Consider the following 23,333-nt stretch of genomic DNA (forward strand, 5'->3'; position numbering starts at 1 on the left):
GGATTGAGCCGGGCCGCCGCGGGTTCCAGCAACTGTATTTCTCAGGTGACCTGAGAAATACAGTTGCTAGAATTTCAGAAACGGTTCAACGGGAGGAATAACATCATGAAGATCATCTGGCTCGGCCACGGGTCGTTCCGCATCGAGACCAGCGGCCAGGTGCTGCTGGTGGATCCCTGGCTGACCGGCAATCCTGTGCTGCCGGAAGAGAGCCACGAGGCCGCCATTGCGGGTGCCACCCATATCCTGCTGACCCATGTGCATTTCGACCATGTGGTGGACGTGCTGCCCCTGGCCAAACGGCTGGAAGTGCCGGTAGCGGGGCAATACGACCTGATGGGCCTTTGGGGCGAAACCGAAGGGGTTGAAACGATAGGCTTCAACAAGGGCGGCACCGTGGATCTTGGCGGTGTGAAGGTTGCAATGGTGCCGGCCTCGCACAGCTCCACCTTCAACACCCAGGATGGTCTGCGCACCGGCGGCTCGGAAGTCGGCTACATGCTGATGGCAGAGGGCAAGACGGTCTACCTGTCCGGCGACACCGCGATCATGGCCGACATGGAGTGGATGGGCGATTACTACAAACCCGATGTGGGCATTCTGTCGGCGGGCGGCCATTTCACCATGGACATGAAACAGGCGGCTTATGCAGCCAAGCGGTACTTCAATTTCAAGACGGTGATTCCCTGCCACTACAAGAGCTTCCCGATCCTGGAGCAGGACGCGCAAGACCTGATCGAGGGGCTGCCGGAGGCAGAGGTGATCGAACCGGAAGTGATGAAGGCGATCGAAATCTGACGCAATCAGACTGGCAGCGCCACTCCCGCCCGTCGCCAGATCTGCCTGGCAGATCCGCTCCCGTTGGGCGTGGCGCCGGGCCTGCCGGCCCGGCGCGGACAGGTTTCAGGCCGCCGGTTTCATCTGCGGAACGGTAAACGCCTGCCGTGCCGCGGCCGCCTTCTCCCGGCAGATACAGCCGCGGGCGTGGTCATTGATCAGCCCCATCGCCTGCATGAACGCAAAGACCGTGGTCGGGCCGACAAATTTCCAGCCGCGCTTCTTGAGCGCCTTGGACAGCGCCACGGATTCAGGGCTGGTGGAGGCGGTCTGCGGTTCCGGCAGGTCTTCCGCTTTCGGCTCATAGCTCCAGAAAAACGCGGCCAAAGACCCCGCTTCCGCCACCAGCTCCTGCGCGCGGGCGGCGTTGTTGATCACCGCCTCGATCTTGCCGCGGTGGCGGATGATGCCCTTGTCCTGCAGCAGCCGCTCCACGTCCGCCGCGCCGAATTCCGCCATCTCGTTGAAATCGAATCCGGCAAAGGCGGCGCGGAAGTTCTCGCGCTTGTCCAGAATGGTGCGCCAGCTGAGCCCGGACTGGAAGCTTTCGAGGCAGACCTTCTCGAACAGGCGGATATCGTCGCCCACCGGATAGCCCCATTCCTCATCGTGGTAGCGCAGGAAATCGGGTGCCGAGGCCGCCCAGGCGCAGCGGGGCTGACCGTCGGGGGCCGTGTACAAGCCGCTCATTCGCCGCCCCGCAGGAAATCAAGCCGGGGGTCCATCATTGTGGGCGCAACGCCGATGATTTCCGGCTCCACCACGCCACCGGTCACAAAGGGATCCAGCGCGATGCGGGCGGCCAGTGCGTCCTCGTCTTCGCCCACAGCGAGGATCGCACCGCCCTCGCCATCAGTCATGGACCCGGCAGCAAGGAACACCCCGTCCTCGAACCCCTTCTGCAGCCAGGCCTTGTGGCCGTCAAGAAACTCGGCCAGGCGGCCCTTCTGCTCCGCGAAGGAAAGCAAAATGAAATACATGATTATCTCCCATGGTGAATGTTAGGAAGGGTGATTCCCCTGCAGCTCATCGCGGAGCCACTCCTGCATCAGCGCCACTTCCCGGTTGATGAAGTCCGCATCTCCAAACGCCTGCGCCAGCGCCGCCGCCCCCTGGCTGCGGGCCAGCAGATGCATGGCCAGCGAGTCGGAATTCCCGCCGCAGCCCGCTTCTTCGAACTGGCGGGCCAGCCAGTTGCGGAACAGGGTGAAAACCGCGCTGGCCTGATCCTGCGCCGCGTGATCCAGCTTGCCCAGTTCCGCCACCAGCGTGCCAACGGGACAACCGTAGAGAGTGATCTTAGCCTGGTTGGCGATCAGAATGCGGATGAAACAGGTGATCCGCTGTTCCGGGCCTGCGCCTTCGGCCTGCCAATTGCTCAGCATGGAGCGGGTGCTTGCCATGCGGCGCGCGATCACTGCTTCAAGAATCTCGTCCTTGGTCTTGAAATGATAGTAGAAATTGCCGCGCGAAATACCGACCGCCGCAGCAATATCCGCAAAGGACGCGGCCTCGAACCCGCGCTCATAGAACAGCTGGTCTGCTGCCTCGGCAATCCGGTCTCTGGTAGTTGTCTGCGCCATGCCGCCCCCTAGGACAATTGACCTAATCCTTACTTAGGACAAACGGCCTAATCCGGCAACGGCAAAGTCAGCCGCCCATTAGGCGCTCAGCGTTTCGCTGCAAAGAACGCCTTGAGCAGCGCGCTGGCCTCGGCTTCCGCAATCCCCTCATAGACCTCCGGTGCGTGATGCGCCTGGGGGTGGGAGAATACGCAGGCGCCATGCGCCACTCCGCCAGATTTAGGATCGGAGGCGCCATAGTAGACCCGGCGGATACGGGCAGCGGCGATGGCGGCGGCGCACATCGCACAAGGCTCCAGCGTCACATAGAGGTCGTAGCCCGTGAGACGTTCACTGCCCAGGGCGTCACAGGCCGCACGAATGGTGAGGATCTCGGCGTGGGCGGTTGGGTCGTTCAGCTCGCGGGTGCGGTTGCCTGCCAATGCCGCCACCTGCCCGTCCGGTGCGATCAGTGCGGCGCCCACGGGCACCTCGCCGCGCTCTGCCGCTGCCCGCGCCTCTGCCAGCGCCTTGTCCATATGGGAATTGAAGACCATTTCGTGCAATTGGCTCGCTGCTTGGGGGTTGCCCCTTGAAATCAGGACTTTGCCCAGCACCGCCAGGCAGCGCCCTTCCGCCCCGTCAAACCGGAGGTTTGCCTCCGGCAAAACGGAGCGGGCGCTTCGTTTCCGCCCGCGGCCGGGCGCTGCCCTCACCGCCTTCTTTCATAGGTTCTGGAACGGGCGCGGTCAAACATGCCCGCTTTCGCAAGGCGGCGGAATACTCTATGGCACGGGGCATGAGCAAAACACCTGCATCCCCCAAAGGCAAACCGGCCCCGAAATCCCAGCCCCGCAAGGCCCCCGCAAAACCTGAGGGTGCCGCGCCCGAAGGCGACCGCATCGCCAAGGTGCTGTCGCGCGCCGGCGTTGCCTCGCGCCGCGAGGCAGAGCGCATGATCGCCGAGGGCCGTGTGTCGGTGAACGGCAAAAAGATCGACAGCCCGGCGCTAAACGTGACCGCGGCGGACCGTATCAGCGTTGACGGCCAGCCCCTGCCGGAGGCCGAAGCGCCGCGGATGTGGCTGTATTACAAGCCCACCGGCCTGGTGACCTCGAACAGCGACGAGAAGGGCCGCAAGACGATTTTTGACGAGCTGCCCGAGGACATGCCGCGGGTGATGACGGTGGGCCGCCTTGACCTCAACTCCGAGGGGCTCTTGCTGCTGACCAATGACGGCGGCATCAAGCGCAAGCTGGAGCTGCCCGCCACCGGCTGGCTGCGCCGCTACCGGGTGCGGATCAACGGCCGCCCTAAGGACGAGGATTTTGCCCCCCTGCGCAAGGGCCTGGTGATCGAGGGCGAGAAATTCCAGCCGATGACCGTGTCGCTGGACCGCCAGCAGGGTGCCAATGCCTGGCTGACCGTCGGCCTGCGCGAGGGCAAGAACCGCGAGATCCGCCGCGCGATGGAGGATATCGGCTATAGCGTGAACCGGCTCTTGCGGGTGTCCTACGGGCCGTTCCAGCTGGGCGATCTGAAACCGGGCGGCGTGGAAGAACTGCGTCCGCGCGTGGTGCGCGACCAGCTGGGGCTGGAGCCGGAAGAGGAAAAACCGGCAGGCCGCCCCACCCGCTCCCGCGGCGGCAAGCCTGGCGTCGGCCGCCCGGCGGGCAAGCCCGGCAGCAAACCGGCAGCCAAGGCACCGGGAAAACCTGCCAAACCCGGCGGCAAGCCCGCAGCACCGCGCAGCGACCGCCCCGCCCAGCGCGGCGGCGGCAAGCGTCCGATCGGCAAGAATCCCCGCCGCTGAGCCAATTCCCGCAGACTTCCCCCTAGCAACACCGCCCGCTATCCCCTAGATTTCCAATCAGTTAATCTTCGCTGGCGGTTATGGGGGCCATTTGCGTGCAGAAACTTGCCTATGCTGCCCTGTTGATCCTGATGCTGGGCCTCAGCACCGGCTGGATCGTGGGAGGCTGAGCTGATGGCGCAGCGCTACGGCGGCAAGTACAGCCCGGATGGCAAGAGCGAGGCCAAGGACGCAGGTCCGCAGCCCTCTTTCCGCAATGCGCAGGTAGATCCCGTTGGCATGCGCGCCAACCTGATGTTCCTGCCGCCCGCCCTGCTGACATTGCTGTCCTTAAACGATGGTGCCACAGGGCTGGCGCTGGGGCTGATCGGTGCCGGGCTCTGGACCGGCGGCGCCTTTCTGCTGCGCGAGGGGCTGAAGGCCGAAGCCGCCTATGCCGCCCGCAAGGTGGCGCGCAAACCCGCCCTGCCCCGCAAGATCCTGGCCGCGCTTCTGGCGGGCGCCGGCGCGGCACTGGCTGCGTGGAAAGCCGAGCCCGGCATCCTGATTGCCGCCATCTATGGCGCCGCAGCAGCCGGTTTGCACATCGCTGCTTTTGGCATTGATCCTTTGCAGGACAAGGGCGTCGAAGGCGTTGACGATTTCCAGCAGTCCCGGGTCGCCCGCGCTGTGGATGAGGCGGAACAGAATCTCGCCGCCATGACGGACGCCGCCCTGCGCGCCCGCGACCGCAAGGTCCAGGCCCGGGTGGAGCAGTTCCAATCCATCGCCCGCGACCTGTTCCGCACAGTGGAAGAAGACCCGCGCGACCTGACTGCCGCCCGCAAGTATCTGACCGTCTATCTGCAGGGCGCGCGCGATGCGACAGTGAAATTCGCCGACATTTACAGCCGCAGCCAGGACAGTCAGGCCCGTGCTGACTATCTGGCCCTGCTGGACGATCTGGAGCAGAACTTTGCTGCGCGCACCCGCAAGATGCTGGTGGAGGACCGCACGGATCTGACCATTGAAATTGATGTGCTGCGCGACAGGCTGCAGCGTGAAGGGGTCCATCTGGACCAAAACTGATTAAGGGGAGCCGTTCATGTCTGAAGCCATTCAACAAAAAGCCGCCCAGGCCGAGGCCCTTGTTAACGAGGTCACCGCCATTGAACTGCCAGAGCCTGCAGCCGAGGTGCAGCCGCTGGAACAGGCCGACGCGCCGACCAGCGCAGGGATCCGGCAGCGGATGGACCAGATCGACATGGGCGATACCAACTCAATCATCCATTTCGGCTCTGCCGCGCAGTCTGAACTGCAAACGATCAGCCAGGCCATGCTTGCCGATGTGCGCAACAAGGATGTGGGGCCCGCCGGCGACAGCCTGCGCAATATCGTGACCACCATCCGCGGCTTCTCGGTCTCTGAACTGGACATCCGCCGCAAGCCGACCTTCTGGGAGCGGCTTCTGGGCAAGGCCGCGCCTTTTGCCAAATTCACCGCGCGTTATGAAACCGTGCAGGGGCAGATCGACAAGATCACCGACGACCTTTTGGGCCATGAGCACACGCTGCTGAAAGACATCAAGTCGCTCGATCTTCTCTATGAAAAGACGCTGCAATTCTATGATGAGCTGGCGCTGTACATCGCGGCGGGCGAGGCCAAGCTGGCCGAATTGGATGGCACCGCGATCCCAGCGAAAGAGGCTGAAGTGCAGGCCGCCCCCGAGGACGACCAAGTAATGAAGGCGCAGGAGCTGCGCGACCTGCGCGCCGCCCGCGACGATCTGGAGCGGCGGGTGCATGACCTGAAACTGACCCGCCAGGTCACCATGCAGTCGCTGCCCTCGATCCGGCTGGTGCAGGAGAACGACAAGTCGCTGGTGACCAAGATCAACTCAACGCTCGTGAACACCGTGCCGCTGTGGGAGACCCAGCTGGCGCAGGCGCTGACCATCCAGCGCTCGGCCCAGGCGGCAGCAGCGGTGCGCGACGCCAATGACCTGACCAACGAGCTATTGAAATCCAACGCCGCCAACCTGCGCCAATCGAATGAGATGATCCGCCAGGAGATGGAACGCGGCGTGTTTGACATCGAAGCGGTCAAGCAGGCCAATGCCGATCTAATCGGAACCATCCAGGACAGCCTGCGCATCGCCGATGAGGGCAAGGCCAAACGCGCCGCCGCCGAGGCAGATCTGCAGAAGATGGAAGCCGAGCTGCGCGACACGCTGGCTGCCGCCAAGGCGCGCCGCGACGGGGTTGGCGACACCGCCGCCACCGCGGTGCCGAACTAAGAAAGGCAGCCGGGGTGCGGGCGATCCAGACCATGCGGAAAAGTGCGGCGGCCCTGGCCGGGCTGGCTGCTCTGACCGCTTGCCTGCCTTTTGACCAGGCGGAGTCGCTGGTGCCGCAGGCCCGGCCGGCCTCCTTGCAACCCGCGGCGTATAAACCCTCTGCCGACAGTGAGCAGCTGGCCTATTACTATAATGCCCTGGAGCGCGACCTGCTGACCCGCGGCCTCTTGCGCACCGACGGCGGCGGGCCTGATACGCCCTATGACGCCGAGGATCTGGCCAGAAGCTTTGAGGCGCTGGCCTTTTACGACGAATACGGCGGCGCGGGAATTTCCGGCGGTCTGGGCCGCTGGTCCGGGCCGGTGCGGATCGTGTCCGAGTTCGGGCCGTCCGTGCCTGCCAAACAACGGGCCGCTGACCGGCAATCGGTGACGGAATATGCGGCAAGGCTGGCGCGGATCACCGGCCATCCCGTCAGCACCGTGGCAGCGCGCGCCAATTTCCACGTGATCTTTGCCAGCCTGGACGACAGCGCCTTTGTGGCCGAGCGGGTGCGCGAGCTGCTGCCCTCGATCAGCGCCCGCGACCTGTCGCTGCTGGCGGCGCCGCCGCGCAGCTATTACTGCCTGGTGGTGGCAGGCGGGCCGCAGGGCGATCCGCTGTCCTATAGCCGCGGGGTGGCGCTGATCCGCGCCGAACACCCCGATCTGGTGCGCAAAAGCTGCGTGCACGAAGAAGTCGCGCAAGGCCTGGGCCTCAGGAACGACAGCCCGCAGGCCCGGCCCTCGATCTTCAACGACGACGACGAATTTGCGCTGCTGACCAGCTTTGACGAAAAACTGCTGCAGATGCTGTATGATCCAAGGCTGAAGGCGGGGATGAGCCTGGAACAGGCCCGCCCCCTGATCCGCATTCTCGCCCGCGAGGCGATGGGCCAGGAACTGTAGGCCGCCAAAGTAAGAGGACCTGAAACATGGGTATTTTCGATTTTCTCAAAGGCGAATTCATTGATGTCATTCACTGGGTGGATGACACCCATGACACCATGGTCTGGCGGTTTGAGCGCGAGGGCCATGAAATCAAATACGGCGCCAAGCTGACCGTGCGCGAGGGCCAGGCAGCGGTATTCGTGCATGAGGGTCAGCTGGCCGATGTCTTCACCCCCGGTCTCTACATGCTTGAGACCAACAACATGCCCATCATGACCACGCTGCAGCACTGGGACCATGCCTTCCAGTCGCCGTTCAAGTCAGAGGTGTACTTCGTCGACACCACCCGCTTCAGCGACCTGAAATGGGGCACCAAGAACCCGATCATCTGCCGCGACCCCGAGTTTGGCCCGGTGCGCCTGCGCGCCTTTGGCACCTATACCATCCGGGTGGCCGATCCGGCCCGCTTCCTGACCGAGATCGTCGGCACCGATGGCGAGTTCACCATGGATGAGATCTCCTATCAGATCCGCAATATCATCGTGCAGGAGTTCTCCCGCGTGGTGGCTGGCTCCGGCATCCCGGTGCTGGACATGGCCGCCAATACCGGCGACCTGGGCAAGCTGGTGGCGGCAGAGATTTCCGGCACCCTGGCCGAATATGGCCTGATGATGCCCGAGCTTTACATTGAAAACATCTCGCTGCCCCCCGCGGTGGAGGAAGCGATGGACAAGCGCACCCAGATGGGCGTGCTGGGCGACTTGGGCCGTTACACCCAGTTTTCCGCGGCCGAGGCGATGACCGCAGCAGCCCAAACCCCGAACAGCGGCATGGGCGCCGGCATGGGGATGGGCATGGGCATGGGCATGGCGATGGCCCAGCAGATGGGCAATATGGCAGCGGGTCAGCCCTCCGGTCCCTGGGGCGCCCGTCCCGCCCCCGCTGCCGCCGCACCGGCAGCCCCTGCCGCAGCCCCGCAGGCCGCCCCCGCCGCACCGCCCCCGCCGCCGGTCGAACACGTCTGGCATATCGCGGTGGACGGGCAGACCTCCGGCCCCTTCTCCAAGGCCCGGATGGGGCGGATGGCGCAGGAGGGCACACTGACCCGCGAAACCCATGTCTGGACCCCGGGCCAGGACGGCTGGAAACGCGCAGGCGATGTGATGGAGCTGGCACAGCTGTTCACCATCCTGCCGCCGCCTCCCCCGCCGCCGCCTCCGGCCGGCTGATCTGCTCCGATTAACTCCAACCTCTGCTGCACGACAGGCTTGCTCCCGTGACCATGCCCCCGCCGCCGCCCTCTTCTGCGGCCTCCAACAATGAAGAGAGCCACCGCTTTCCCTGCGAACAATGCGGCGCGGATTATACCTACGACCCGGCCAATGGCACCCTGATCTGCGGCCATTGCGGCCATACGGACAGCATCCGCAGCGGGCCGTGGAAAGGCAGCGCCCTGCAGGAACTGGATTTCCGCGCCGCGGTGGCAGAGCAGCTACCGGAGGCGGAGATCGAAATCACCCGGGTCTCTGCCTGCCCCAACTGCGCCGCGCAGGTGGAATTCGACCCGGACACCCACGCCAAGGAATGCCCGTTCTGCGCCACACCCATGGTGACCGGCACCGGCGAGAACCGGCACATCAAGCCCAAGGGCGTGCTGCCCTTTGCAGTGGAGGAACGCGCAGCGCACAGGGCGATGACGGACTGGCTGGGCGGCCTGTGGTTCGCCCCGAACGGTCTCAGGGAATATGCCCGCAAGGGGCGGCGGATGCAGGGGATCTATGTACCCTACTGGACCTATGACGCCCAGGCCCGCAGCGCCTATACCGGCCAGCGCGGCATCGTTTATTATGTGACCGAGACCTACCAGCAGGACGGCGAGACGAAGACCCGGCAAGTTTCCAAGGTGCGCTGGACGCCGGTCTCAGGCCGGGTGCAGCGGTTTTTCGACGATGTGCTGGTGCTGGCCTCGAACAGCCTTCCCAAGAAATACACCGAGGCGCTGGAGCCCTGGGACCTGGCGCAGCTGGAACCCTATCAGCCGCAGTATCTGGCAGGGTTCCGGGCCGAGGCCTACACCGTGGATCTGGAGGCAGGCTTTGCCGAGGCCGGGCAGAAAATGGACCGGGTGATCGAGCGCGACGTAAGGTTCGACATCGGCGGCGACCGCCAGCGCATCGCCCATATCGACACCAAAGTGTCTGAGGTGACCTTTAAGCACATCCTGCTGCCGGTCTGGCTGGCCGCCTACAAATACCGCGGCAAGACCTACCGTTTTGTGGTCAACGGCCAATCCGGCCGGGTGCAGGGCGAGCGGCCCTACTCAGTTTGGAAAATAGCCCTTGCCGTTCTGCTTGCACTGCTGATCGGTGCCGGCATCGCCCTAGTCGCCAGCCAGCAGTAGCTCCTGCAAATAAGCGGAAGGGGGCGCAGCCGCCCCCTTCCTGAACCGGCCGGTTCCTTTCCCCGGATTCTGAGCCGGAACCCTTGGCCAGCCTCCCTGTCAGCCCTTGCTGATTTCAATCCTGCGGGCGGTCTCCGGCTGCTCCAGCGCCCGTTTCGGCACCGCGATATGCAGCACGCCGTCCTGCATCCGGGCAGAGGCCGCCTGCCCGTCCGCATCCTCCGGCAGGCGGAAGGAACGGCGGAACGCGCCATACTGGCGCTCGCTGAAATACCAGGTGTCGCCTGTCTTCTCGGACTGGGTCTTCTTCTCGCCCCGGATCGTCAGCACCCCGTTGTCCACGGTCAGCTCCACATCCTCCAGCGCAACACCCGGCAGTTCCATGGCGATGTCATAGGCCTCCTGCCCGGAGGACGCCTCGGTTGCCGGAGTCAGCCAGTCGGCGAGCCGGGCGCCAAAGCTGCGGAAAGGATCGTAAAGCGACGGCCAAAAGCCGCCATGTTCGGTTTTTTCCACCATTCTTCATCCTCCTTTCTAGTTTCGGCCCATTTTACCTCTGACGCTGCGGCACCGCCTTGATCCCGCGCAAAACTGTGGCTTGCGCAGGCGGATTACAGTCGCCAGTCTGACCGGCAGCTACCGGAAAGGACTGGATGTGACCCCCGATTTGCCAAGCCTGGACGCCCTGTTCGCCGCCCGCCGCAGCTGCCGCGCCTTCCGTCCGGATCCGGTACCGCGGGCCGTGATCGAGGCCATCCTGCAAACCGCGCAAAAGGTGCCCTCCTGGTGCAATGCACAGCCCTGGAAGGTGACAATCTGCAGCGGTGCGGAGACGGACAGGATACGGGCAGCCCTGCTGCAGGCGGCAGAAGGCGGCGGTCATGACCCGGACCTGCAGTTTCCGGATGCCTATAGCGGCGAATACCAGCAGCGGCGGCGCGACTGCGGCTGGGCGCTCTATGAGGCCGTCGGGGTGCAAAAGGGAGACCGGGCAGGCTCTGCCCGGCAAATGATGGAAAATTACCGGCTGTTCGGGGCCCCGCATTGCGCGGTTCTGTCCTCTCCCGCAGAACTCGGGCCTTATGGCGCGATAGACTGCGGCGGGTTTGTTGCCGCCTTTACCCTGGCGGCGCAAGCGGCTGGTGTCGCAAGCATTCCCCAGGCGGCGGTTGCTTCCTTTGCGCCGCTGCTGCATGGGCTGCTGGACATTCCGGACGACAGGGTCATCCTCTGCGCGGTCTCCTTTGGCTATGCCGATGGGGATAATCCGGCCAATAGTTTCCGCACCAGCCGGGCGGCGCTGGCAGAATTCGCGGACTGGCGCGGCTAAGACAGGACAGGAAGAGAAAATGCGGGCATTGATACAGCGGGTCAGCGAGGCCTCGGTGACGGTAGACGGCGAAATCATCGGGGAAACCGGCCCCGGGCTATTAATCCTGATCTGCGCCATGCATGGCGATACTGAAGCGCAGGCAGACCAGCTTGCGGCCAAGATCTCCAAACTCAGGATCTTCAAGGACGAAAACGGCAAGATGAACCGCTCCGTGCGCGACACCGGCGGCAGCGTCCTGGTGGTCAGCCAGTTTACCCTGGCCGCCGACACCCGCCGCGGCAACCGCCCTGGGTTTTCCGCCGCCGCAGCGCCGGCTGACGGGGAGCGGCTTTATGAATATTTCGCGGAGCGGATGGCCGCACTTGGTTTGAAAACTGCCAAGGGCCGGTTTGGTGCTGATATGAAAGTGCGGCTGTTGAACGATGGCCCCGTCACCATCTGGATGGACACGGATCAGCTCTGAACTGCCGCCACACCCGCCCCCCCGCAGATGAGCCGCCAGCGGCTGCCCCAGGCACATTCCTTTGCGGCACTGCCGCCCCCCGCACACTTGCCCAGGTGCGGCAAGGACGCCGTTTTTTGGCGCAAAAACATCGATTCTTTCACAACATGGGTCAGCACACCTGCCCCTTCCTGCCAGATTCGTAAAATTTCCGTCAGCCAGAAGCACAAATATTTCCTGTCGCATTCCTGATGTTTTTTTGCTCTAAGCTGGGCATTACACGTAAAAACGGCACCTTACTTAAGAAAGGCGACACCGCCCCGACCGAAGCTTTCAGCCTGTTTACAGCTCCGCAAAGCGTTTCGAGAATAACGCTTGCGAGGTTGCAGCAAATGCGCAAATCTTGAACCACCAATCAAAAAACGGGTGCTTACAGCACCGCAACCAATCGGGAGAAATCTATGAACAGACACATGCAGTATCTGGCCAGCCAGGCTGCGGCAGGCAAGCTGTCGCGCCGCGACTTCCTGGGCAAGGCGGCCGCACTGGGCTTTACCGCTGTTTCCGCAAACCTGCTGCTGTCCAGCGCAGCCCAGGCCGCCGGCCCGCAAAAAGGCGGCACCCTGCGCATGGCGCTGCAGGGCGGCTCCACCACCGACAGCCTGGACCCGGCGCTGACCACCAACCAGGTCGGCCTGATGCTGATCCGCATGTGGGGCGAACCGCTGGTTGAGCTGGCACCCGACGGCGGCATCGAAGGCAAGGTCGCCGAAAGCTTTGAAGCCTCCGCCGACGCCAGCGTCTGGACCTTCAAGCTGCGCCCGGGCGTGATGTTCTCGAACGGCCAGGCGGTGACCGCGGACGACGTTGTCGCCACCATGGACCGCCACTCGGGCGAGGAAACCAAATCCGGCGCCCTGGGCATCATGCGCGGCATCAAGAACGTGCGCGCCGACGGCGACACCGTTATCTTTGAGCTGGACTCGCCCAACGCCGACCTGCCCTATCTGCTGTCCGACTACCACCTGGCAATCCAGCCCAATGGCGGCAAGGACGATCCGGCAGCTGCCATCGGCACCGGCCCCTATGTGCTGAAAGACGTCAACATGGGCGTCCGTTTCGTGGCGGAGAAGAACCCGCACTACTGGGGCGACCTGGGCAATGCCGACACTCTGGAGCTGGTGGTGATCAACGACAACACCGCCCGTGTTGCCGCGCTGCAGTCCGGCCAGGTCGACCTGATCGACCGGGTGCCGCCGAAGACCGCCAAGCTGGTTGGCCGCGCCCCGGGTGTCACCGTGCACTCCACCGCTGCTGCCGGCCACTACGTCTTCATCGCGCATTGCAACACCGCACCGTTCGACAACAACGACGTGCGGATGGCGCTGAAATACGGCATCAACCGCCAGGAAATGGTCGACAAGATCCTGAACGGCTTTGGCTCGATCGGCAACGACACCCCGATCAACGCCTCCTACCCGATGTATACCGAGTTCGAGCAGCGTGAATATGACCCGGATAAGGCCATGTTCCACCTGAAGAAATCGGGCCACGACGGCGGCATCCTGCTGCGCACTTCGGACAACTCCTTCCCGGGCGCTCCGGATGCGGCGGCGCTGTTCCAGCAGTCCTGCGCCAGCGCCGGCATCAAGCTGGACATCAAGCGCGAGCCGAACGACGGCTACTGGTCGGAAGTCTGGAACGCGCAGCCGTTCTGCACCAGCTACTGGGGCGGCCGCCCGACCCAGGACCAGATGTTCTCGACCGCTTACAAGTCGGACGCAGACTGGAACGACACCCGTTTCTTCAACGAGCAGTTCGACCAGATCCTGGTTGCCGCCCGCGGCGAACTGGATGTTGCCAAGCGGACCCAGATGTATGCCGACATGTCGGCCATTCTGCGCGACGAAGGCGGCCTGATCTGCCCGATGTTCAACGACTTTGTCGATGCAACCACCGACAAGATCGACGGCTGGGTGGAAGGCGTCAAAGGCCAGCCCCTGATGAACGGCTACGCGCCTATGAAGATGTGGGTCAAAGCCTAATATGTCCCCGATCGTAAAACTTCTGGCTCAGCGCATTGCGCTGAGCCTTCTCCTGCTGCTGCTCATCTCCATGGTGATCTTTGCCGGCACAATCGTTTTGCCTGGTGATGTTGCTCAATCCATTCTCGGCCAATCCGCCACCCCTGAAGCCCTGGCCAACCTGCGCAAGGAACTGGGCCTGAACGAACCGGCGCTTCAGCGTTATTTCTCCTGGCTGTTCGGCGCCCTGCAAGGCGACCTTGGCACTGCTCTGACCAGCGGACAGGACATCACCACCGCAATTGCCGGCCGTTTCTGGAACACTCTGTTCCTGGCTTTCTGGGCTGCCGTGGTTGCCGTTCCCCTCGCGATTTTCCTGGGCCTTCTTGCCGTCCGCTTCAAGGACCGCTGGCCTGACAAGCTGATCTCGGCCGTCACCCTGGCCTCGATCTCGATCCCCGAATTCCTGATCGGCTACGTGCTGATGTTCTTCATTGCGGTGCAGCTGCGCTGGTTCCCGTCCGTTGCGATGGTCAACGACAGCATGAGCCTGTTTGAAAAGCTGAACGCCATCGCCCTGCCGATTGCCGTGCTGACACTGGTTGTTCTGGCCCACATGATGCGGATGACCCGCGCTGCGATCCTCAACGTGATGCAGTCGGCCTATATCGAAACGGCTGAGCTCAAGGGCCTCAACGCCTTCCAGGTGATCTACCGCCATGCTTTCCCGAACGCGATTGCGCCCATCGTCAACGTGGTGATGCTGAACCTCGCCTATCTGGTGGTCGGCGTCGTGGTGATCGAGGTGGTCTTCGTCTACCCCGGCATGGGCCAGTATCTGGTCGACCACGTGTCCAAGCGTGACGTGCCTGTGGTGCAGGCCTGCGGCCTGATCTTTGCCGCCGTCTATATCGGTCTCAACATGATCGCCGATATCGTCGCCATCCTGAGCAACCCGCGCCTGAGGCACCCGAAATGAAGAATATCCCCATTTCCGCACTCATCGGGCTGTTCTTCACCGCCCTGTACTTCCTCGGCGCCATCTTTGCGCCGCTGCTGGCCCCCTATGGCGTCGGCGAAGTGGTCGGCGATGTGTGGGAGCCCTCCAGCGCAGACTATCTGCTGGGCACCGACAACATCGGCCGCGACCTTCTCAGCCGGATGATCTATGGCGGCCGCACCACCATCTTCATCGCCACCGCTGCGACTGTTCTGTCCTTCACCCTGGGCTCTGTCCTTGGCTTCTTTGCCGCGGTGATGGGCGGCTGGGTCGACCAGGCGCTGTCGCGCTTTGTCGATCTGGTGATGTCGATCCCGACGCTGATCTTTGCCCTGGTGGTGCTGTCGGTTGCACCTGTCACCATTCCGATGCTGATCATCGTGATGGGCCTTCTGGATGCCACCCGCGTCTACCGCCTGGCCCGTGCCGTTGCGGTCGACATCGAGGTCATGGACTACGTCGAGGCAGCCCGCCTGCGCGGCGAAAAAACCGCCTGGATCATCTTCCGCGAAATCCTGCCCAACGCGCTGTCGCCGCTGATCGCCGAGATGGGCCTGCGCTTCATCTTCGCGGTTCTGTTTGTCTCCACCCTGTCCTTCCTGGGCCTGGGCGTGCAGCCGCCTGAGGCTGACTGGGGCGGCATCGTGAAGGAGAACAAGGAAGGCATCGTCTACGGCATTCCTGCGGCCCTGATCCCGGCCTTTGCCATCGCCACCCTGGCGATCTCGGTCAACCTGGTTGCCGACTGGGTGCTGAACCGGACCACATCGCTGAAAGGAGGCCGCGGATGAGCGATACCCTGTTGAAAGTCCGCGACCTGAAAATCGGCGCGACCATCTACCCGCCGGGCGAACGCCCCCGCGACATCGAGATCGTGCACGGGGTCAGCTTTGACCTCGCGCCCGGCAAGGTCTTGGGACTGATCGGCGAATCCGGCGCCGGCAAATCGACCATAGGCCTTGCGTCAATGGCCTATGGCCGCGGCGGCGTGAAGATCACCGGCGGCGAGGTCTGGGTCAACGGCCGCGACATCCTGAAGGGCGGCCACAAGGACATCCGCAAACTGCGCGGCGCCGAGGTGACCTATGTGTCGCAATCGGCGGCTGCCTCCTTCAACCCGGCCAAGAAGATCATGGACCAGGTGGTTGAGGCAGCGGTGGAGCAGAAAAAGTTCTCCCGCAAGGAGGCCGAAGACCGCGCGCGCACCCTGTTTGCCAAGCTGGGCCTGCCGGATCCGGACAATATCGGCGAACGCTACCCGCACCAGGTGTCGGGCGGCCAGCTGCAGCGCTGCATGACCGCACTGGCGCTCTGCCCGGAGCCGGATCTGGTGGTGTTCGACGAGCCGACAACCGCGCTCGACGTGACCACCCAGATCGACGTTCTGATGGCGATCAAGGAAGCAATCCGCGACACCGGCGTGGCCGCGCTCTACATCACCCACGACCTGGCGGTTGTGGCACAGGTGAGCGATGACATCATGGTGCTGAAGATGGGCAACACCGTCGAATACGGCAATGTTGACCAGATCATCAATGATCCGCAGGAGGAGTACACCAAGGCCCTGGTCTCGGTCCGCTCCATCGAGCATGAGGAAAAGGCCCCGACCCCCGATCCGGTGCTGAGCGTGCGCAATATCACCGCGCGCTACAAGGGCACCCAGTTCGACGTGCTGCACAATGTGAACGTCGATCTCTACCCCGGCCAGACCCTGGCGGTGGTGGGGGAATCCGGGTCCGGCAAATCCACCCTCGCCCGGGTGATCACCGGCCTCTTGCCGCCGCGCGAGGGCGAGATCGAATTTGCCGGCCGCAAGCTCTCGCCGGATCTGGCGGGCCGCACCCGCGAGGACCTGCGCGAGCTGCAGATGATCTACCAGATGGCGGACGTCGCGATGAACCCGCGCCAGACCGTCGGCACCATCATCGGCCGCCCGCTGGAATTCTACTTCGGCATGCGCGGCGCGGAAAAGAAGAAACGGATCATCGAACTCTTGGATGAGATCGAACTGGGCGAGAAGTTCATAGACCGCTACCCGGCGGAACTGTCCGGCGGCCAGAAGCAGCGCGTCTGCATTGCCCGCTCGCTGGCGGCCAAGCCCAAGATGATCATCTGCGACGAGGTCACCTCGGCGCTCGATCCGCTGGTGGCAGACGGCATCCTGAAGCTGCTCCTGGATCTGCAGAAGATTGAGGACGTGGCCTATCTCTTCATCACCCACGATCTGGCGACCGTGCGCGCCATCTCCGACAACATCGCGGTGATGTATCAGGGCAAGGTCCAGCGCTACGGCGGCAAGTCCAAGGTGCTGAGCCCGCCGTTTGACGATTACACCGACCTGCTGCTCAGCTCTGTCCCCGAGATGCGGCTGGGCTGGCTGGAAGAGGTGATCGCCAACCGCAAGATGGAAAGCGCCGGCAACTAAGCTCTCAGCGCTTCTGAAACAGCCCCTGCCCGCCCGGGCGGGGGCTTTTTCATTCAAAAATGCATCTGAATGTGATATTTTTTCGCCACCGGGGAGAATGCGGCGGACCCAGCTGCAAATAACAGCAACATCAAAGATGTGCGGCTTTCTTCGTACAGGCCCAGCCGGAACTTTCCGGGCAGTTTTGCTTGCGCAGGCAGAACAGGAGGGACTGTCATGAAAGACTGGGCCATTCACGGGTTTGAAATCGCCAATTGCAACTGCCTCCCCGGTTGCCCCTGCCAATTCTCGCAGCTGCCCAATGACGGCACCTGCGAAGCGATGCTGACTTTCCGCATCGACAAGGGGCACCATGGGGATACGGTTCTGGACGGGCTGCTGGCCGCCGCCATCTACAAATGGCCCGGCGCCATTCACGAAGGCAATGGCGAGATGCAGCTCATCATTGATGAACGCGCCACGCCGGACCAAAAGGCCGCGCTGGAGGCCATCATGACCGGACAGGACACCGATGAGTTCGCCACTATGTTCTTTGTCTTCAACGCGATGTGCACGACCCGGCATGAAACTCTCAGCGCCGCCGTGTCGCTGAGCTTTGATGCGGAAACCGGGATTGGCCAGGGCAAGGCAGGCAGCATCGGCGAAACGAAGGTCGCGCCGATCGCCCATATCGTCTCCGGCGCGCCGCATTCGGTGCAGATCAAGCTGCCGAACGGGTTTGAATATTCCGAAGCCTCCGTATGCCAGGGCACGACCCGGACGCCAGGCTCGGCCATCAGCTTGGAAAAGAACAGCGGAACCCACGCCCATGTCGCCGAATTGCACCTGACAGGCAGAGGCATTGACCGGGCGGCCTGACGCTGCCGCGGCTCCGGACCGGCACGGACCAGGCGCGGCAGAAAGACTGGCCCGCCATGAGCAGGCGGTTGTCCTTGGTGCGGTTGCTGCGGTTGTGCTGCTGAGCGCGCTATATACGGTGGCCGGCATCGGTATGGGGATGAGCGCCATCGAGATGACCCGCATGGCCCGCCCGATCGGGGAGCCGATGCAGATGGGCGGGAACACAGTCTGGACGCCTGCCTATGGGGCGCTGATCTTCCTGATGTGGTGGATCATGATGATCGCCATGATGACGCCCAGCGCTGCCCCGATGCTGCTGCTGTTCACCGCGATCAAGAAGGCCGGTGCCAGCGCGCTGCAAGCGCCGGTTCTCAGCCTGCTGTTCCTGGGCGGCTACTTACTGGCCTGGGCCTTCTTCTCTGCGGCTGCCACCGCCCTGCAATGGCGGCTCGAAACAATGGGCCTGTCCGATGGCCCGATGATGTCGCTCAGCAGCCGCGCCCTTGGCGGTGCGGTGCTGCTGGCGGCGGGCGCCTATCAGTTCACCCCCTACAAGCACGCCTGTCTCAATCATTGCCGTATGCCGGTGCAATTCCTGACTGCGCATAATCGCAGAGGCGCGGCCGGTGCTGTTCTGATGGGCGCCCACCATGGAACCTTCTGCCTGGGCTGCTGCTGGGCATTGATGCTGCTGCTGTTTGCCGGCGGCATCATGAACCTGTACTGGATCACCGGCCTGGCGCTTTATGTCCTCGCAGAAAAGACCGTTCCGTACCCAAGGGCGTTTGCCTTCGCCACCGGCGCGCTGCTGATCCTGGCAGGCCTTTACGTTCTGGGCACCGCATTCTGACAGCCTGCCCGCCTGCGGCATCCGTTTCTGGGGAATGTTTCCCGGGGAAGTGGCGGAAACAGGCCATTCTGCCGTTTTTTTTGAATGGCAATTCAAGAATCAGGCATGAAGATGCAGCACTGAGGCCTCTGCCATGCAAAAGGATTCGGCGAATGGACAACAAACTCCTGCTCATCATTCTGGACGGTGTGCCGTGGCGCAATTTCCGCCGCCTGTTCGGCAACCTCGAAGGCTGGGTTGACAGCGGCGACGCGCGCGTCTGGAAGCTGCGGGCGGTTCTGCCGTCGATCTCGGCCAGCTGCTATGCCTCGATCCACACCGGCGTGGCGCCCGCCATCCATGGCTGCACCGGCAACGCCAATGTGTTCCGGCTGAAAGAGAAAGACGTGTTCAGCCAGGTCCGCGAAGCGGGCGGCGTGACCGGTGCCGTTGCGCACAGCTACTGGTCCTCCTTCTTCAACCGCCATCCCTTCGATTACGTGCGCGACATCGAATATGACGAGCCGGAAAGCAAAACCATCAACCATGGCCGCTTCCACTCGATGACCGGCTATGGCAAGGACAATCAGATGACGCCCTCGGATGTCGACCTGTTCGGCACCCTGACCAACCTTTGCCTGCGCTTCGGCCTCGATTACGGCATGCTGCACACCTGCACCCTGGACAGCATGGGCCACCGTTTTTTCCACGACTGCCAGGAAATGGACCACGCCTGTTTCGTGATGGACGAGATGCTGGCCCCCTTCATCACCCGCTGGCGCGACCTGGGCTATGAGGTGATCGTCACCGCCGACCACGGCCAGGACGAGCGCGGCCACCACGGCGGCCGCGGCGCGCTGCAGCAGGAAACCGCGCTTTATTACTTTGGCGATGCGGACGGGCCGGACCAGGGCGACGTGATCGACCAGCGCCAGCTGGCCCCGACCATCCTCAAGCGCCTGGGCGCGCCCATTGCGGAGACCATGAAGGCGGAGCCCTTCCTGAAGTAACCCCAGGCTCCTGACTTTTTACGGCGGCTCTGTGCTAGACTGGCACGCAGCCGCCGTTTTCATTTGTCAGGAAGGATTGCCATGAAATCCCTTGTGTTTGCCGTTTCCCTGCTGGCCTCCCCGGCTCTGGCCAGCGACGCCTGCCACGATCTGTGGTTCACCCGCAACGCGGTGATTGACCGGGCTGGCTACTGCTTCGGCTCACCGCTGGGCCAGGCTGTGTTCAACAACGGCGACTGCACCGGCAAATCCGTCTCGCTGCCGCCGCAGGCCGAACGCATGGTGGCCCTGGTCAAGCAGATGGAATCGCGTTTCGGCTGCCGGGTGAACAACAAGCAGACCTATCTGGATCTGGACGATCTGTTCCTGCGCTACCAACTGTGGGACCTGCCGGTCCGCGATGAGTTCGAAAGCGCCTGCCTGGGCTGGCTGGGCCCGGTTATCGGGCTGCGGGCCGGGCACAGGCCGGATGCGCCGCTGATCGGGCAGATCACCCCCGGCGATTATGTCAGCTATTCGCATATCCCGGCCGGCAGCTGGACTTATGTCACCACCTCCGGCCCGGACTGGCAAACCGTCAGCGGCGGCTGGCTGGACACATCGCTGTTTCAGGAGCAATGCCGGGACTATGCCGGCTAGGCCGCGCTGCTACTCATCATAGGACCAGATCCCCTGCCCCAGCGCCTCAATGGCAATTGAGATGCGTTCGAAACTGTCGCGGGCCCGGGTCACGCTGTGGCGCGCACGCAGGTAGCCGTGAATGAGCCCCGGTTCATTGATCCAATGGGCCTTGCCGCCCGCGTCCAGAATGCGGTCGCGGTAGGCGCGGGAGTCATCGCGCACAGGATCGCAATCCGCCGTCACCAGCACTGTCGGCGGCAAGCCCGAAAAATCGCTGTCAGCCAGCGGCGCAAACAGCGGGTCGGTTTTGTGCTGCTCGCCAGCCGCACGGATATCCGTGTAGTAAATCACATCCTCGCGCGTCAGCATTGGCGCCTGCGCGTGCTCTACGTAGGATCCCTGGTCCAGATCGCCGCCAAAGGCGCCGTAGACCAGCACCTGGCCCAGGATGGCATCGGTCCGGCCGCGCGCGTGATGCGCCACCGCCGCACACAGATTGGCACCAGCGCTGTCGCCTGCCAGCACGATCCCCTTGCCATAAACCTCCTCGGCCCACTCCAGCGCCGCCCAGGCGTCCTCGAATGCGGCGGGGTGTTTGTGTTCGGGCGCCAGCCGGTAATCCACCGCCACCACGCGGTAGCCGGTCTGGGCGCAGATCTCGGCACAGACATCATCGTGGCTGTCCAGCCCCCCGACCACAAAACCGCCGCCATGGCAGAACAGCACCGTGCGGGTCGGATCGCCCGCTGTATAGACACGCACCGGCACCCCTTTGGCAGAGGTATCCGCAGCTGAGACCACATCCGGCCGCGGCACCCGGAATTCCCGCGCCATACAGTCATAGATGCGGCGCTGCTCCTCGATCGGCATATCAACGGCATCATCGGGATAAAGTTCCCCAGTCTTCTGGATGAAGTCCCAGGTCTCCTCGTCGATCAGCCGTTCATAATCCATCTGCGAGCCTCCCTGCGCGCCCTGTTTTCCAGAGCCTAGGCAGAGTCTCCCGTAAATGGAATGCCTGAAAGAAAAAGCGCCCCGGAGGGCGCCCTTTATCCCACGCCCTGCGGCAGGATCACGCTGCCGCGGCAGGCTCCCAGGGCCGTGTGAAATTGTTCAGCACGCCATTGATCTCCGCCTCCGGGCTGCCGTTGGCGGCGACCTGCGCCACCAGCCCGCGTTTCTTGTCATCAATGACGCTGACAACACGGGCGGCCACGCCGGCCTGCTCCAGCGCGCCATTGTAAACGCGGGTGATCGCCATCTTGCGCAGATCAGGCTTGAACACCTTGCCTACCGCGGTCTTCGGCAGCTCCTCCAGCACCGTCAAATGCTTGGGGATCGCGGCCCGCTCATGCACATGCACCTTGCAGTACTCCAGCAGTTCCGCCTCGCTGACGCTGGCGCCATCGACCAGTTCGACAAAGGCGCAGGGCAGCTCGCCCGAATGCGCGTCCGGCTGGCCGATCGCCCCGGCAAAGGCCACCGCATCATGCCCCAGCAGCGCCTCCTCGATCTCAGCCGGGTCGATGTTGTGGCCGCCGCGGATGATCAGGTCCTTGGCGCGGCCTGTGATCCACAGGTAGCCATCCTCGTCGATCCGCCCCAAATCGCCGGTGCGCAGGTATTTCTCCTGGTAGTAGAGATCCGCGTTCTTGTCGGCCTCGGTATAGGTGTTGCCGGCAAACACGCCCGGGTTCGATACACAGATCTCCCCCACCTCGTCAGGTCCGCATTCCAGCGCCCCGTTGTTGGTCTGCTTGACGATGCGCACATCGGTATAGGGGAACGGGATGCCGACGGACCCCACCTTCTTCTCACCGCCCGGCGGGTTGCAGCTGACCAGGCAGGTGGCCTCGGTCAAGCCGTAGCCCTCAACAATGGTGACGCCCGATGCGCTCTCAAACCGCTTGAACAGCTCCATCGGCATTGGTGCCGAACCGGAAAAGGCAGTTTTCACCGACGAGATATCGGCATCCACCTCCCGCTGCATCAGCGCCGACACGGCCGTAGGCACGGTGATGATAAAGGTGATCTTCCAGCGCTCGATCAGTTTCCAGAAATTGTCGAACACGCCCTCGCCGCGATACCCCTGCGGCGTCGGGAAAACCACATGCGCGCCAGAGGCGATGGCCGCCATCATGATCACATGCACCGCAAAGACATGGAACAGCGGCAGCGGGCACATGATGTTGTCTTCTTCGGTGAACAACAGGGTGCTGCCCAGCCAGCCATTGTAGACCAGCCCCGAATACTTGTGCTGTGCCACCTTGGGCATCCCGGTGGTGCCGCCGGTGTGGAAATAACACGCCACCCGGTCGCCTTCGCTGTCGGCAAAATTCAGCGTCTTGGGCTGTTTCGCCATCTCCTTGGAGAAGTTCAGATAGTCTGCATGGCTGGGCCGGCCGTCCATCTTGGGCCGCACCAGCGGCACGATCCAGGATTTCGGCGGCGTCAGATAGCGGTTCAAGTCCACTTCCAAAACCGTGTTCACGCCCGGCGCATGGCGCACTGCCTCAGCCACCTTCTGCGCCACATCCGTTTTCGGGAAGGGCCGCAGGGTGACAACAACCTTGGCCTTGGTCTCCCGCAGGATGGAGGCGATCTGCTCCGGCTCCAACAGCGGGTTGATCGGGTTCACAATCCCCGCCACCGCGCCGCCCAGCATGGTGACCAGCGTCTCGTTGCAGTTGGGCAGCACATAGGCCACCACGTCCGTTTCGCCGATCCCCAACGAGCGGAACATGTTGGCGGCCTGGCTCACCTGCTCCTTCAGCGTGCGCCAGGTCAGCGTCTCCGCCTTGTCCTGCGGCCCGGAGAAAATCTGATAGCTGACTGCCTTGCTGTTCGGGTACTTGTCCGCAGTGCGCGACAGCAGCCCGTACAAAGTGGCCGGCAGGTCCCGCGCCTCATACGGCATTTCATTCTGCAGCGCATCGCGGTCCGCGTTTCCGGAAAAACCCATAATTCTCCTCCCCGTTCCCTCCCCCGGTGC

At 63.4% G+C, this 23,333-nt stretch carries 25 protein-coding genes; 17 read left to right on the forward strand and 8 right to left on the reverse strand.

Annotated features, from left to right (window positions below):
• The first annotated feature begins 105 nt into the window (after positions 1-105).
• Positions 106-798: a metal-dependent hydrolase gene (locus ACXAHG_RS04670; protein ID WP_475042283.1), complete on the forward strand. Its 693-nt coding sequence runs from the start codon at positions 106-108 to the stop codon at positions 796-798.
• Between the two features lie 105 nt (positions 799-903).
• Here ACXAHG_RS04670 and ACXAHG_RS04675 read toward each other — a convergent pair whose 3' ends face one another.
• The 4 genes from ACXAHG_RS04675 to ACXAHG_RS04690 all read right to left on the reverse strand — a co-directional run bounded on the left by ACXAHG_RS04675 (position 904) and on the right by ACXAHG_RS04690 (position 2,956).
• Entirely contained in the window at positions 904-1,527 is a 624-nt protein-coding gene (locus ACXAHG_RS04675) for a DNA-3-methyladenine glycosylase I (protein ID WP_475056126.1), read from the reverse strand.
• Positions 1,524-1,817 carry a YciI family protein gene (locus ACXAHG_RS04680; RefSeq protein WP_475042279.1) on the reverse strand — a complete coding sequence of 98 codons (294 nt, stop codon included), beginning with the start codon at positions 1,815-1,817 and terminating at the stop codon, positions 1,524-1,526. Before ACXAHG_RS04680 ends, ACXAHG_RS04675 begins: the two co-directional genes overlap by 4 nt.
• Positions 1,818-1,838: 21 nt before the next feature.
• The gene (locus tag ACXAHG_RS04685; RefSeq protein ID WP_475056128.1) at positions 1,839-2,420 is read right to left on the reverse strand and encodes a TetR/AcrR family transcriptional regulator; all 582 of its coding nucleotides are present in this window, start codon (positions 2,418-2,420) and stop codon (positions 1,839-1,841) included.
• Between the two features lie 86 nt (positions 2,421-2,506).
• A complete protein-coding gene (locus ACXAHG_RS04690) occupies positions 2,507-2,956 on the reverse strand; it encodes a nucleoside deaminase (protein WP_475045263.1) in 450 nt (149 codons plus the stop codon).
• A 242-nt stretch (positions 2,957-3,198) separates the two neighbouring features.
• Here ACXAHG_RS04690 and ACXAHG_RS04695 point away from each other — a divergent pair, with 242 nt between their 5' ends.
• From ACXAHG_RS04695 to ACXAHG_RS04720, 6 genes are all read left to right on the forward strand, one after another.
• A complete protein-coding gene (locus ACXAHG_RS04695; RefSeq protein ID WP_475056129.1) occupies positions 3,199-4,212 on the forward strand; it encodes a pseudouridine synthase in 1,014 nt (337 codons plus the stop codon).
• A gap of 174 nt (positions 4,213-4,386) precedes the next feature.
• Positions 4,387-5,280, forward strand: a complete 894-nt coding sequence (locus tag ACXAHG_RS04700) for a 5-bromo-4-chloroindolyl phosphate hydrolysis family protein (protein WP_475056131.1) — start codon at positions 4,387-4,389, stop codon at positions 5,278-5,280.
• Between the two features lie 16 nt (positions 5,281-5,296).
• A complete protein-coding gene (locus tag ACXAHG_RS04705) occupies positions 5,297-6,487 on the forward strand; it encodes a toxic anion resistance protein (RefSeq protein ID WP_475042273.1) in 1,191 nt (396 codons plus the stop codon).
• Between the two features lie 32 nt (positions 6,488-6,519).
• Complete coding sequence (locus ACXAHG_RS04710; RefSeq protein WP_475042271.1) at positions 6,520-7,434, forward strand: DUF2927 domain-containing protein; 915 nt, start codon at positions 6,520-6,522, stop codon at positions 7,432-7,434.
• Positions 7,435-7,460: 26 nt separating this feature from the next.
• On the forward strand, positions 7,461-8,645 hold the full coding sequence (locus tag ACXAHG_RS04715) for an SPFH domain-containing protein (RefSeq protein ID WP_475056133.1): 1,185 nt from the start codon (positions 7,461-7,463) through the stop codon (positions 8,643-8,645).
• Positions 8,646-8,698: 53 nt separating this feature from the next.
• A complete protein-coding gene (locus ACXAHG_RS04720; RefSeq protein WP_475056158.1) occupies positions 8,699-9,817 on the forward strand; it encodes a TFIIB-type zinc finger domain-containing protein in 1,119 nt (372 codons plus the stop codon).
• A 99-nt stretch (positions 9,818-9,916) separates the two neighbouring features.
• Here ACXAHG_RS04720 and ACXAHG_RS04725 read toward each other — a convergent pair whose 3' ends face one another.
• Entirely contained in the window at positions 9,917-10,336 is a 420-nt protein-coding gene (locus tag ACXAHG_RS04725; protein ID WP_475042268.1) for an Hsp20/alpha crystallin family protein, read from the reverse strand.
• Positions 10,337-10,466: 130 nt separating this feature from the next.
• Between ACXAHG_RS04725 and ACXAHG_RS04730 the strand changes: the two genes are divergently transcribed.
• The 6 genes from ACXAHG_RS04730 (at position 10,467) to ACXAHG_RS04755 (ending at position 17,041) form a co-directional block, all read left to right on the forward strand.
• Positions 10,467-11,147, forward strand: coding sequence for a nitroreductase (locus tag ACXAHG_RS04730; RefSeq protein WP_475056160.1), 681 nt, complete (start codon positions 10,467-10,469; stop codon positions 11,145-11,147).
• 19 nt (positions 11,148-11,166) lie between these two features.
• Positions 11,167-11,613, forward strand: coding sequence for a D-aminoacyl-tRNA deacylase (dtd, locus tag ACXAHG_RS04735; RefSeq protein ID WP_475042266.1), 447 nt, complete (start codon positions 11,167-11,169; stop codon positions 11,611-11,613).
• Positions 11,614-12,053: 440 nt separating this feature from the next.
• Complete coding sequence (locus ACXAHG_RS04740; protein ID WP_475056134.1) at positions 12,054-13,637, forward strand: ABC transporter substrate-binding protein; 1,584 nt, start codon at positions 12,054-12,056, stop codon at positions 13,635-13,637.
• Position 13,638: 1 nt separating this feature from the next.
• Positions 13,639-14,595: an ABC transporter permease gene (locus ACXAHG_RS04745; protein ID WP_475042263.1), complete on the forward strand. Its 957-nt coding sequence runs from the start codon at positions 13,639-13,641 to the stop codon at positions 14,593-14,595.
• Positions 14,592-15,407 carry an ABC transporter permease gene (locus ACXAHG_RS04750; protein WP_475042261.1) on the forward strand — a complete coding sequence of 272 codons (816 nt, stop codon included), beginning with the start codon at positions 14,592-14,594 and terminating at the stop codon, positions 15,405-15,407. Before ACXAHG_RS04745 ends, ACXAHG_RS04750 begins: the two co-directional genes overlap by 4 nt.
• Positions 15,404-17,041: an ABC transporter ATP-binding protein gene (locus tag ACXAHG_RS04755; RefSeq protein WP_475056136.1), complete on the forward strand. Its 1,638-nt coding sequence runs from the start codon at positions 15,404-15,406 to the stop codon at positions 17,039-17,041. Before ACXAHG_RS04750 ends, ACXAHG_RS04755 begins: the two co-directional genes overlap by 4 nt.
• Before the next feature lie 53 nt (positions 17,042-17,094).
• On the opposite strand, the gene ACXAHG_RS04760 is transcribed toward ACXAHG_RS04755, so the two are convergent.
• The gene (locus tag ACXAHG_RS04760; protein WP_475056138.1) at positions 17,095-17,259 is read right to left on the reverse strand and encodes a hypothetical protein; all 165 of its coding nucleotides are present in this window, start codon (positions 17,257-17,259) and stop codon (positions 17,095-17,097) included.
• Between ACXAHG_RS04760 and ACXAHG_RS04765 the strand changes: the two genes are divergently transcribed.
• The 4 genes from ACXAHG_RS04765 (at position 17,258) to ACXAHG_RS04780 (ending at position 20,359) form a co-directional block, all read left to right on the forward strand.
• Positions 17,258-17,899 (forward strand): DUF1326 domain-containing protein, encoded by a 642-nt coding sequence (locus ACXAHG_RS04765; RefSeq protein WP_475042259.1) that lies wholly within the window; start codon positions 17,258-17,260, stop codon positions 17,897-17,899. The two genes, ACXAHG_RS04760 and ACXAHG_RS04765, sit on opposite strands and share 2 nt — an antisense overlap.
• Positions 17,883-18,731 carry a DUF2182 domain-containing protein gene (locus tag ACXAHG_RS04770; RefSeq protein WP_475042257.1) on the forward strand — a complete coding sequence of 283 codons (849 nt, stop codon included), beginning with the start codon at positions 17,883-17,885 and terminating at the stop codon, positions 18,729-18,731. The genes ACXAHG_RS04765 and ACXAHG_RS04770 overlap by 17 nt, the downstream gene beginning before the upstream one ends.
• Before the next feature lie 152 nt (positions 18,732-18,883).
• Complete coding sequence (locus ACXAHG_RS04775) at positions 18,884-19,720, forward strand: alkaline phosphatase family protein (RefSeq protein WP_475042256.1); 837 nt, start codon at positions 18,884-18,886, stop codon at positions 19,718-19,720.
• Between the two features lie 81 nt (positions 19,721-19,801).
• Entirely contained in the window at positions 19,802-20,359 is a 558-nt protein-coding gene (locus ACXAHG_RS04780) for a DUF4453 domain-containing protein (RefSeq protein WP_475056140.1), read from the forward strand.
• 9 nt (positions 20,360-20,368) lie between these two features.
• Here the strand turns inward: ACXAHG_RS04780 and ACXAHG_RS04785 are convergent, their stop codons facing one another.
• Together ACXAHG_RS04785 and ACXAHG_RS04790 are read right to left on the reverse strand one after the other, a co-directional pair.
• Positions 20,369-21,295 carry an alpha/beta hydrolase gene (locus ACXAHG_RS04785; protein ID WP_475056142.1) on the reverse strand — a complete coding sequence of 309 codons (927 nt, stop codon included), beginning with the start codon at positions 21,293-21,295 and terminating at the stop codon, positions 20,369-20,371.
• A 118-nt stretch (positions 21,296-21,413) separates the two neighbouring features.
• A complete protein-coding gene (locus ACXAHG_RS04790) occupies positions 21,414-23,303 on the reverse strand; it encodes an acyl-CoA synthetase (RefSeq protein ID WP_475056144.1) in 1,890 nt (629 codons plus the stop codon).
• Positions 23,304-23,333 lie beyond the last annotated feature (30 nt).

The organism is Leisingera sp. ABD4_442 (assembly GCF_056160905.1).

Coding starts and splice junctions, on each gene's coding strand:
- ACXAHG_RS04675 (WP_475056126.1), bottom strand. CDS start 1,527: ATGAGCGGCTTGTACACGGCCCCCGACGGTCAGCCCCGCTGCGCCTGG.
- ACXAHG_RS04775 (WP_475042256.1), top strand. CDS start 18,884: ATGGACAACAAACTCCTGCTCATCATTCTGGACGGTGTGCCGTGGCGC.
- ACXAHG_RS04680 (WP_475042279.1), bottom strand. CDS start 1,817: ATGTATTTCATTTTGCTTTCCTTCGCGGAGCAGAAGGGCCGCCTGGCC.
- ACXAHG_RS04695 (WP_475056129.1), top strand. CDS start 3,199: ATGAGCAAAACACCTGCATCCCCCAAAGGCAAACCGGCCCCGAAATCC.
- ACXAHG_RS04740 (WP_475056134.1), top strand. CDS start 12,054: ATGAACAGACACATGCAGTATCTGGCCAGCCAGGCTGCGGCAGGCAAG.
- ACXAHG_RS04750 (WP_475042261.1), top strand. CDS start 14,592: ATGAAGAATATCCCCATTTCCGCACTCATCGGGCTGTTCTTCACCGCC.
- ACXAHG_RS04700 (WP_475056131.1), top strand. CDS start 4,387: ATGGCGCAGCGCTACGGCGGCAAGTACAGCCCGGATGGCAAGAGCGAG.
- ACXAHG_RS04720 (WP_475056158.1), top strand. CDS start 8,699: ATGCCCCCGCCGCCGCCCTCTTCTGCGGCCTCCAACAATGAAGAGAGC.
- ACXAHG_RS04705 (WP_475042273.1), top strand. CDS start 5,297: ATGTCTGAAGCCATTCAACAAAAAGCCGCCCAGGCCGAGGCCCTTGTT.
- ACXAHG_RS04725 (WP_475042268.1), bottom strand. CDS start 10,336: ATGGTGGAAAAAACCGAACATGGCGGCTTTTGGCCGTCGCTTTACGAT.
- ACXAHG_RS04760 (WP_475056138.1), bottom strand. CDS start 17,259: ATGACAGTCCCTCCTGTTCTGCCTGCGCAAGCAAAACTGCCCGGAAAG.
- ACXAHG_RS04690 (WP_475045263.1), bottom strand. CDS start 2,956: ATGGTCTTCAATTCCCATATGGACAAGGCGCTGGCAGAGGCGCGGGCA.
- ACXAHG_RS04755 (WP_475056136.1), top strand. CDS start 15,404: ATGAGCGATACCCTGTTGAAAGTCCGCGACCTGAAAATCGGCGCGACC.
- ACXAHG_RS04710 (WP_475042271.1), top strand. CDS start 6,520: ATGCGGAAAAGTGCGGCGGCCCTGGCCGGGCTGGCTGCTCTGACCGCT.
- ACXAHG_RS04670 (WP_475042283.1), top strand. CDS start 106: ATGAAGATCATCTGGCTCGGCCACGGGTCGTTCCGCATCGAGACCAGC.
- ACXAHG_RS04780 (WP_475056140.1), top strand. CDS start 19,802: ATGAAATCCCTTGTGTTTGCCGTTTCCCTGCTGGCCTCCCCGGCTCTG.
- ACXAHG_RS04765 (WP_475042259.1), top strand. CDS start 17,258: ATGAAAGACTGGGCCATTCACGGGTTTGAAATCGCCAATTGCAACTGC.
- dtd (WP_475042266.1), top strand. CDS start 11,167: ATGCGGGCATTGATACAGCGGGTCAGCGAGGCCTCGGTGACGGTAGAC.
- ACXAHG_RS04685 (WP_475056128.1), bottom strand. CDS start 2,420: ATGGCGCAGACAACTACCAGAGACCGGATTGCCGAGGCAGCAGACCAG.
- ACXAHG_RS04790 (WP_475056144.1), bottom strand. CDS start 23,303: ATGGGTTTTTCCGGAAACGCGGACCGCGATGCGCTGCAGAATGAAATG.
- ACXAHG_RS04785 (WP_475056142.1), bottom strand. CDS start 21,295: ATGGATTATGAACGGCTGATCGACGAGGAGACCTGGGACTTCATCCAG.
- ACXAHG_RS04745 (WP_475042263.1), top strand. CDS start 13,639: ATGTCCCCGATCGTAAAACTTCTGGCTCAGCGCATTGCGCTGAGCCTT.
- ACXAHG_RS04715 (WP_475056133.1), top strand. CDS start 7,461: ATGGGTATTTTCGATTTTCTCAAAGGCGAATTCATTGATGTCATTCAC.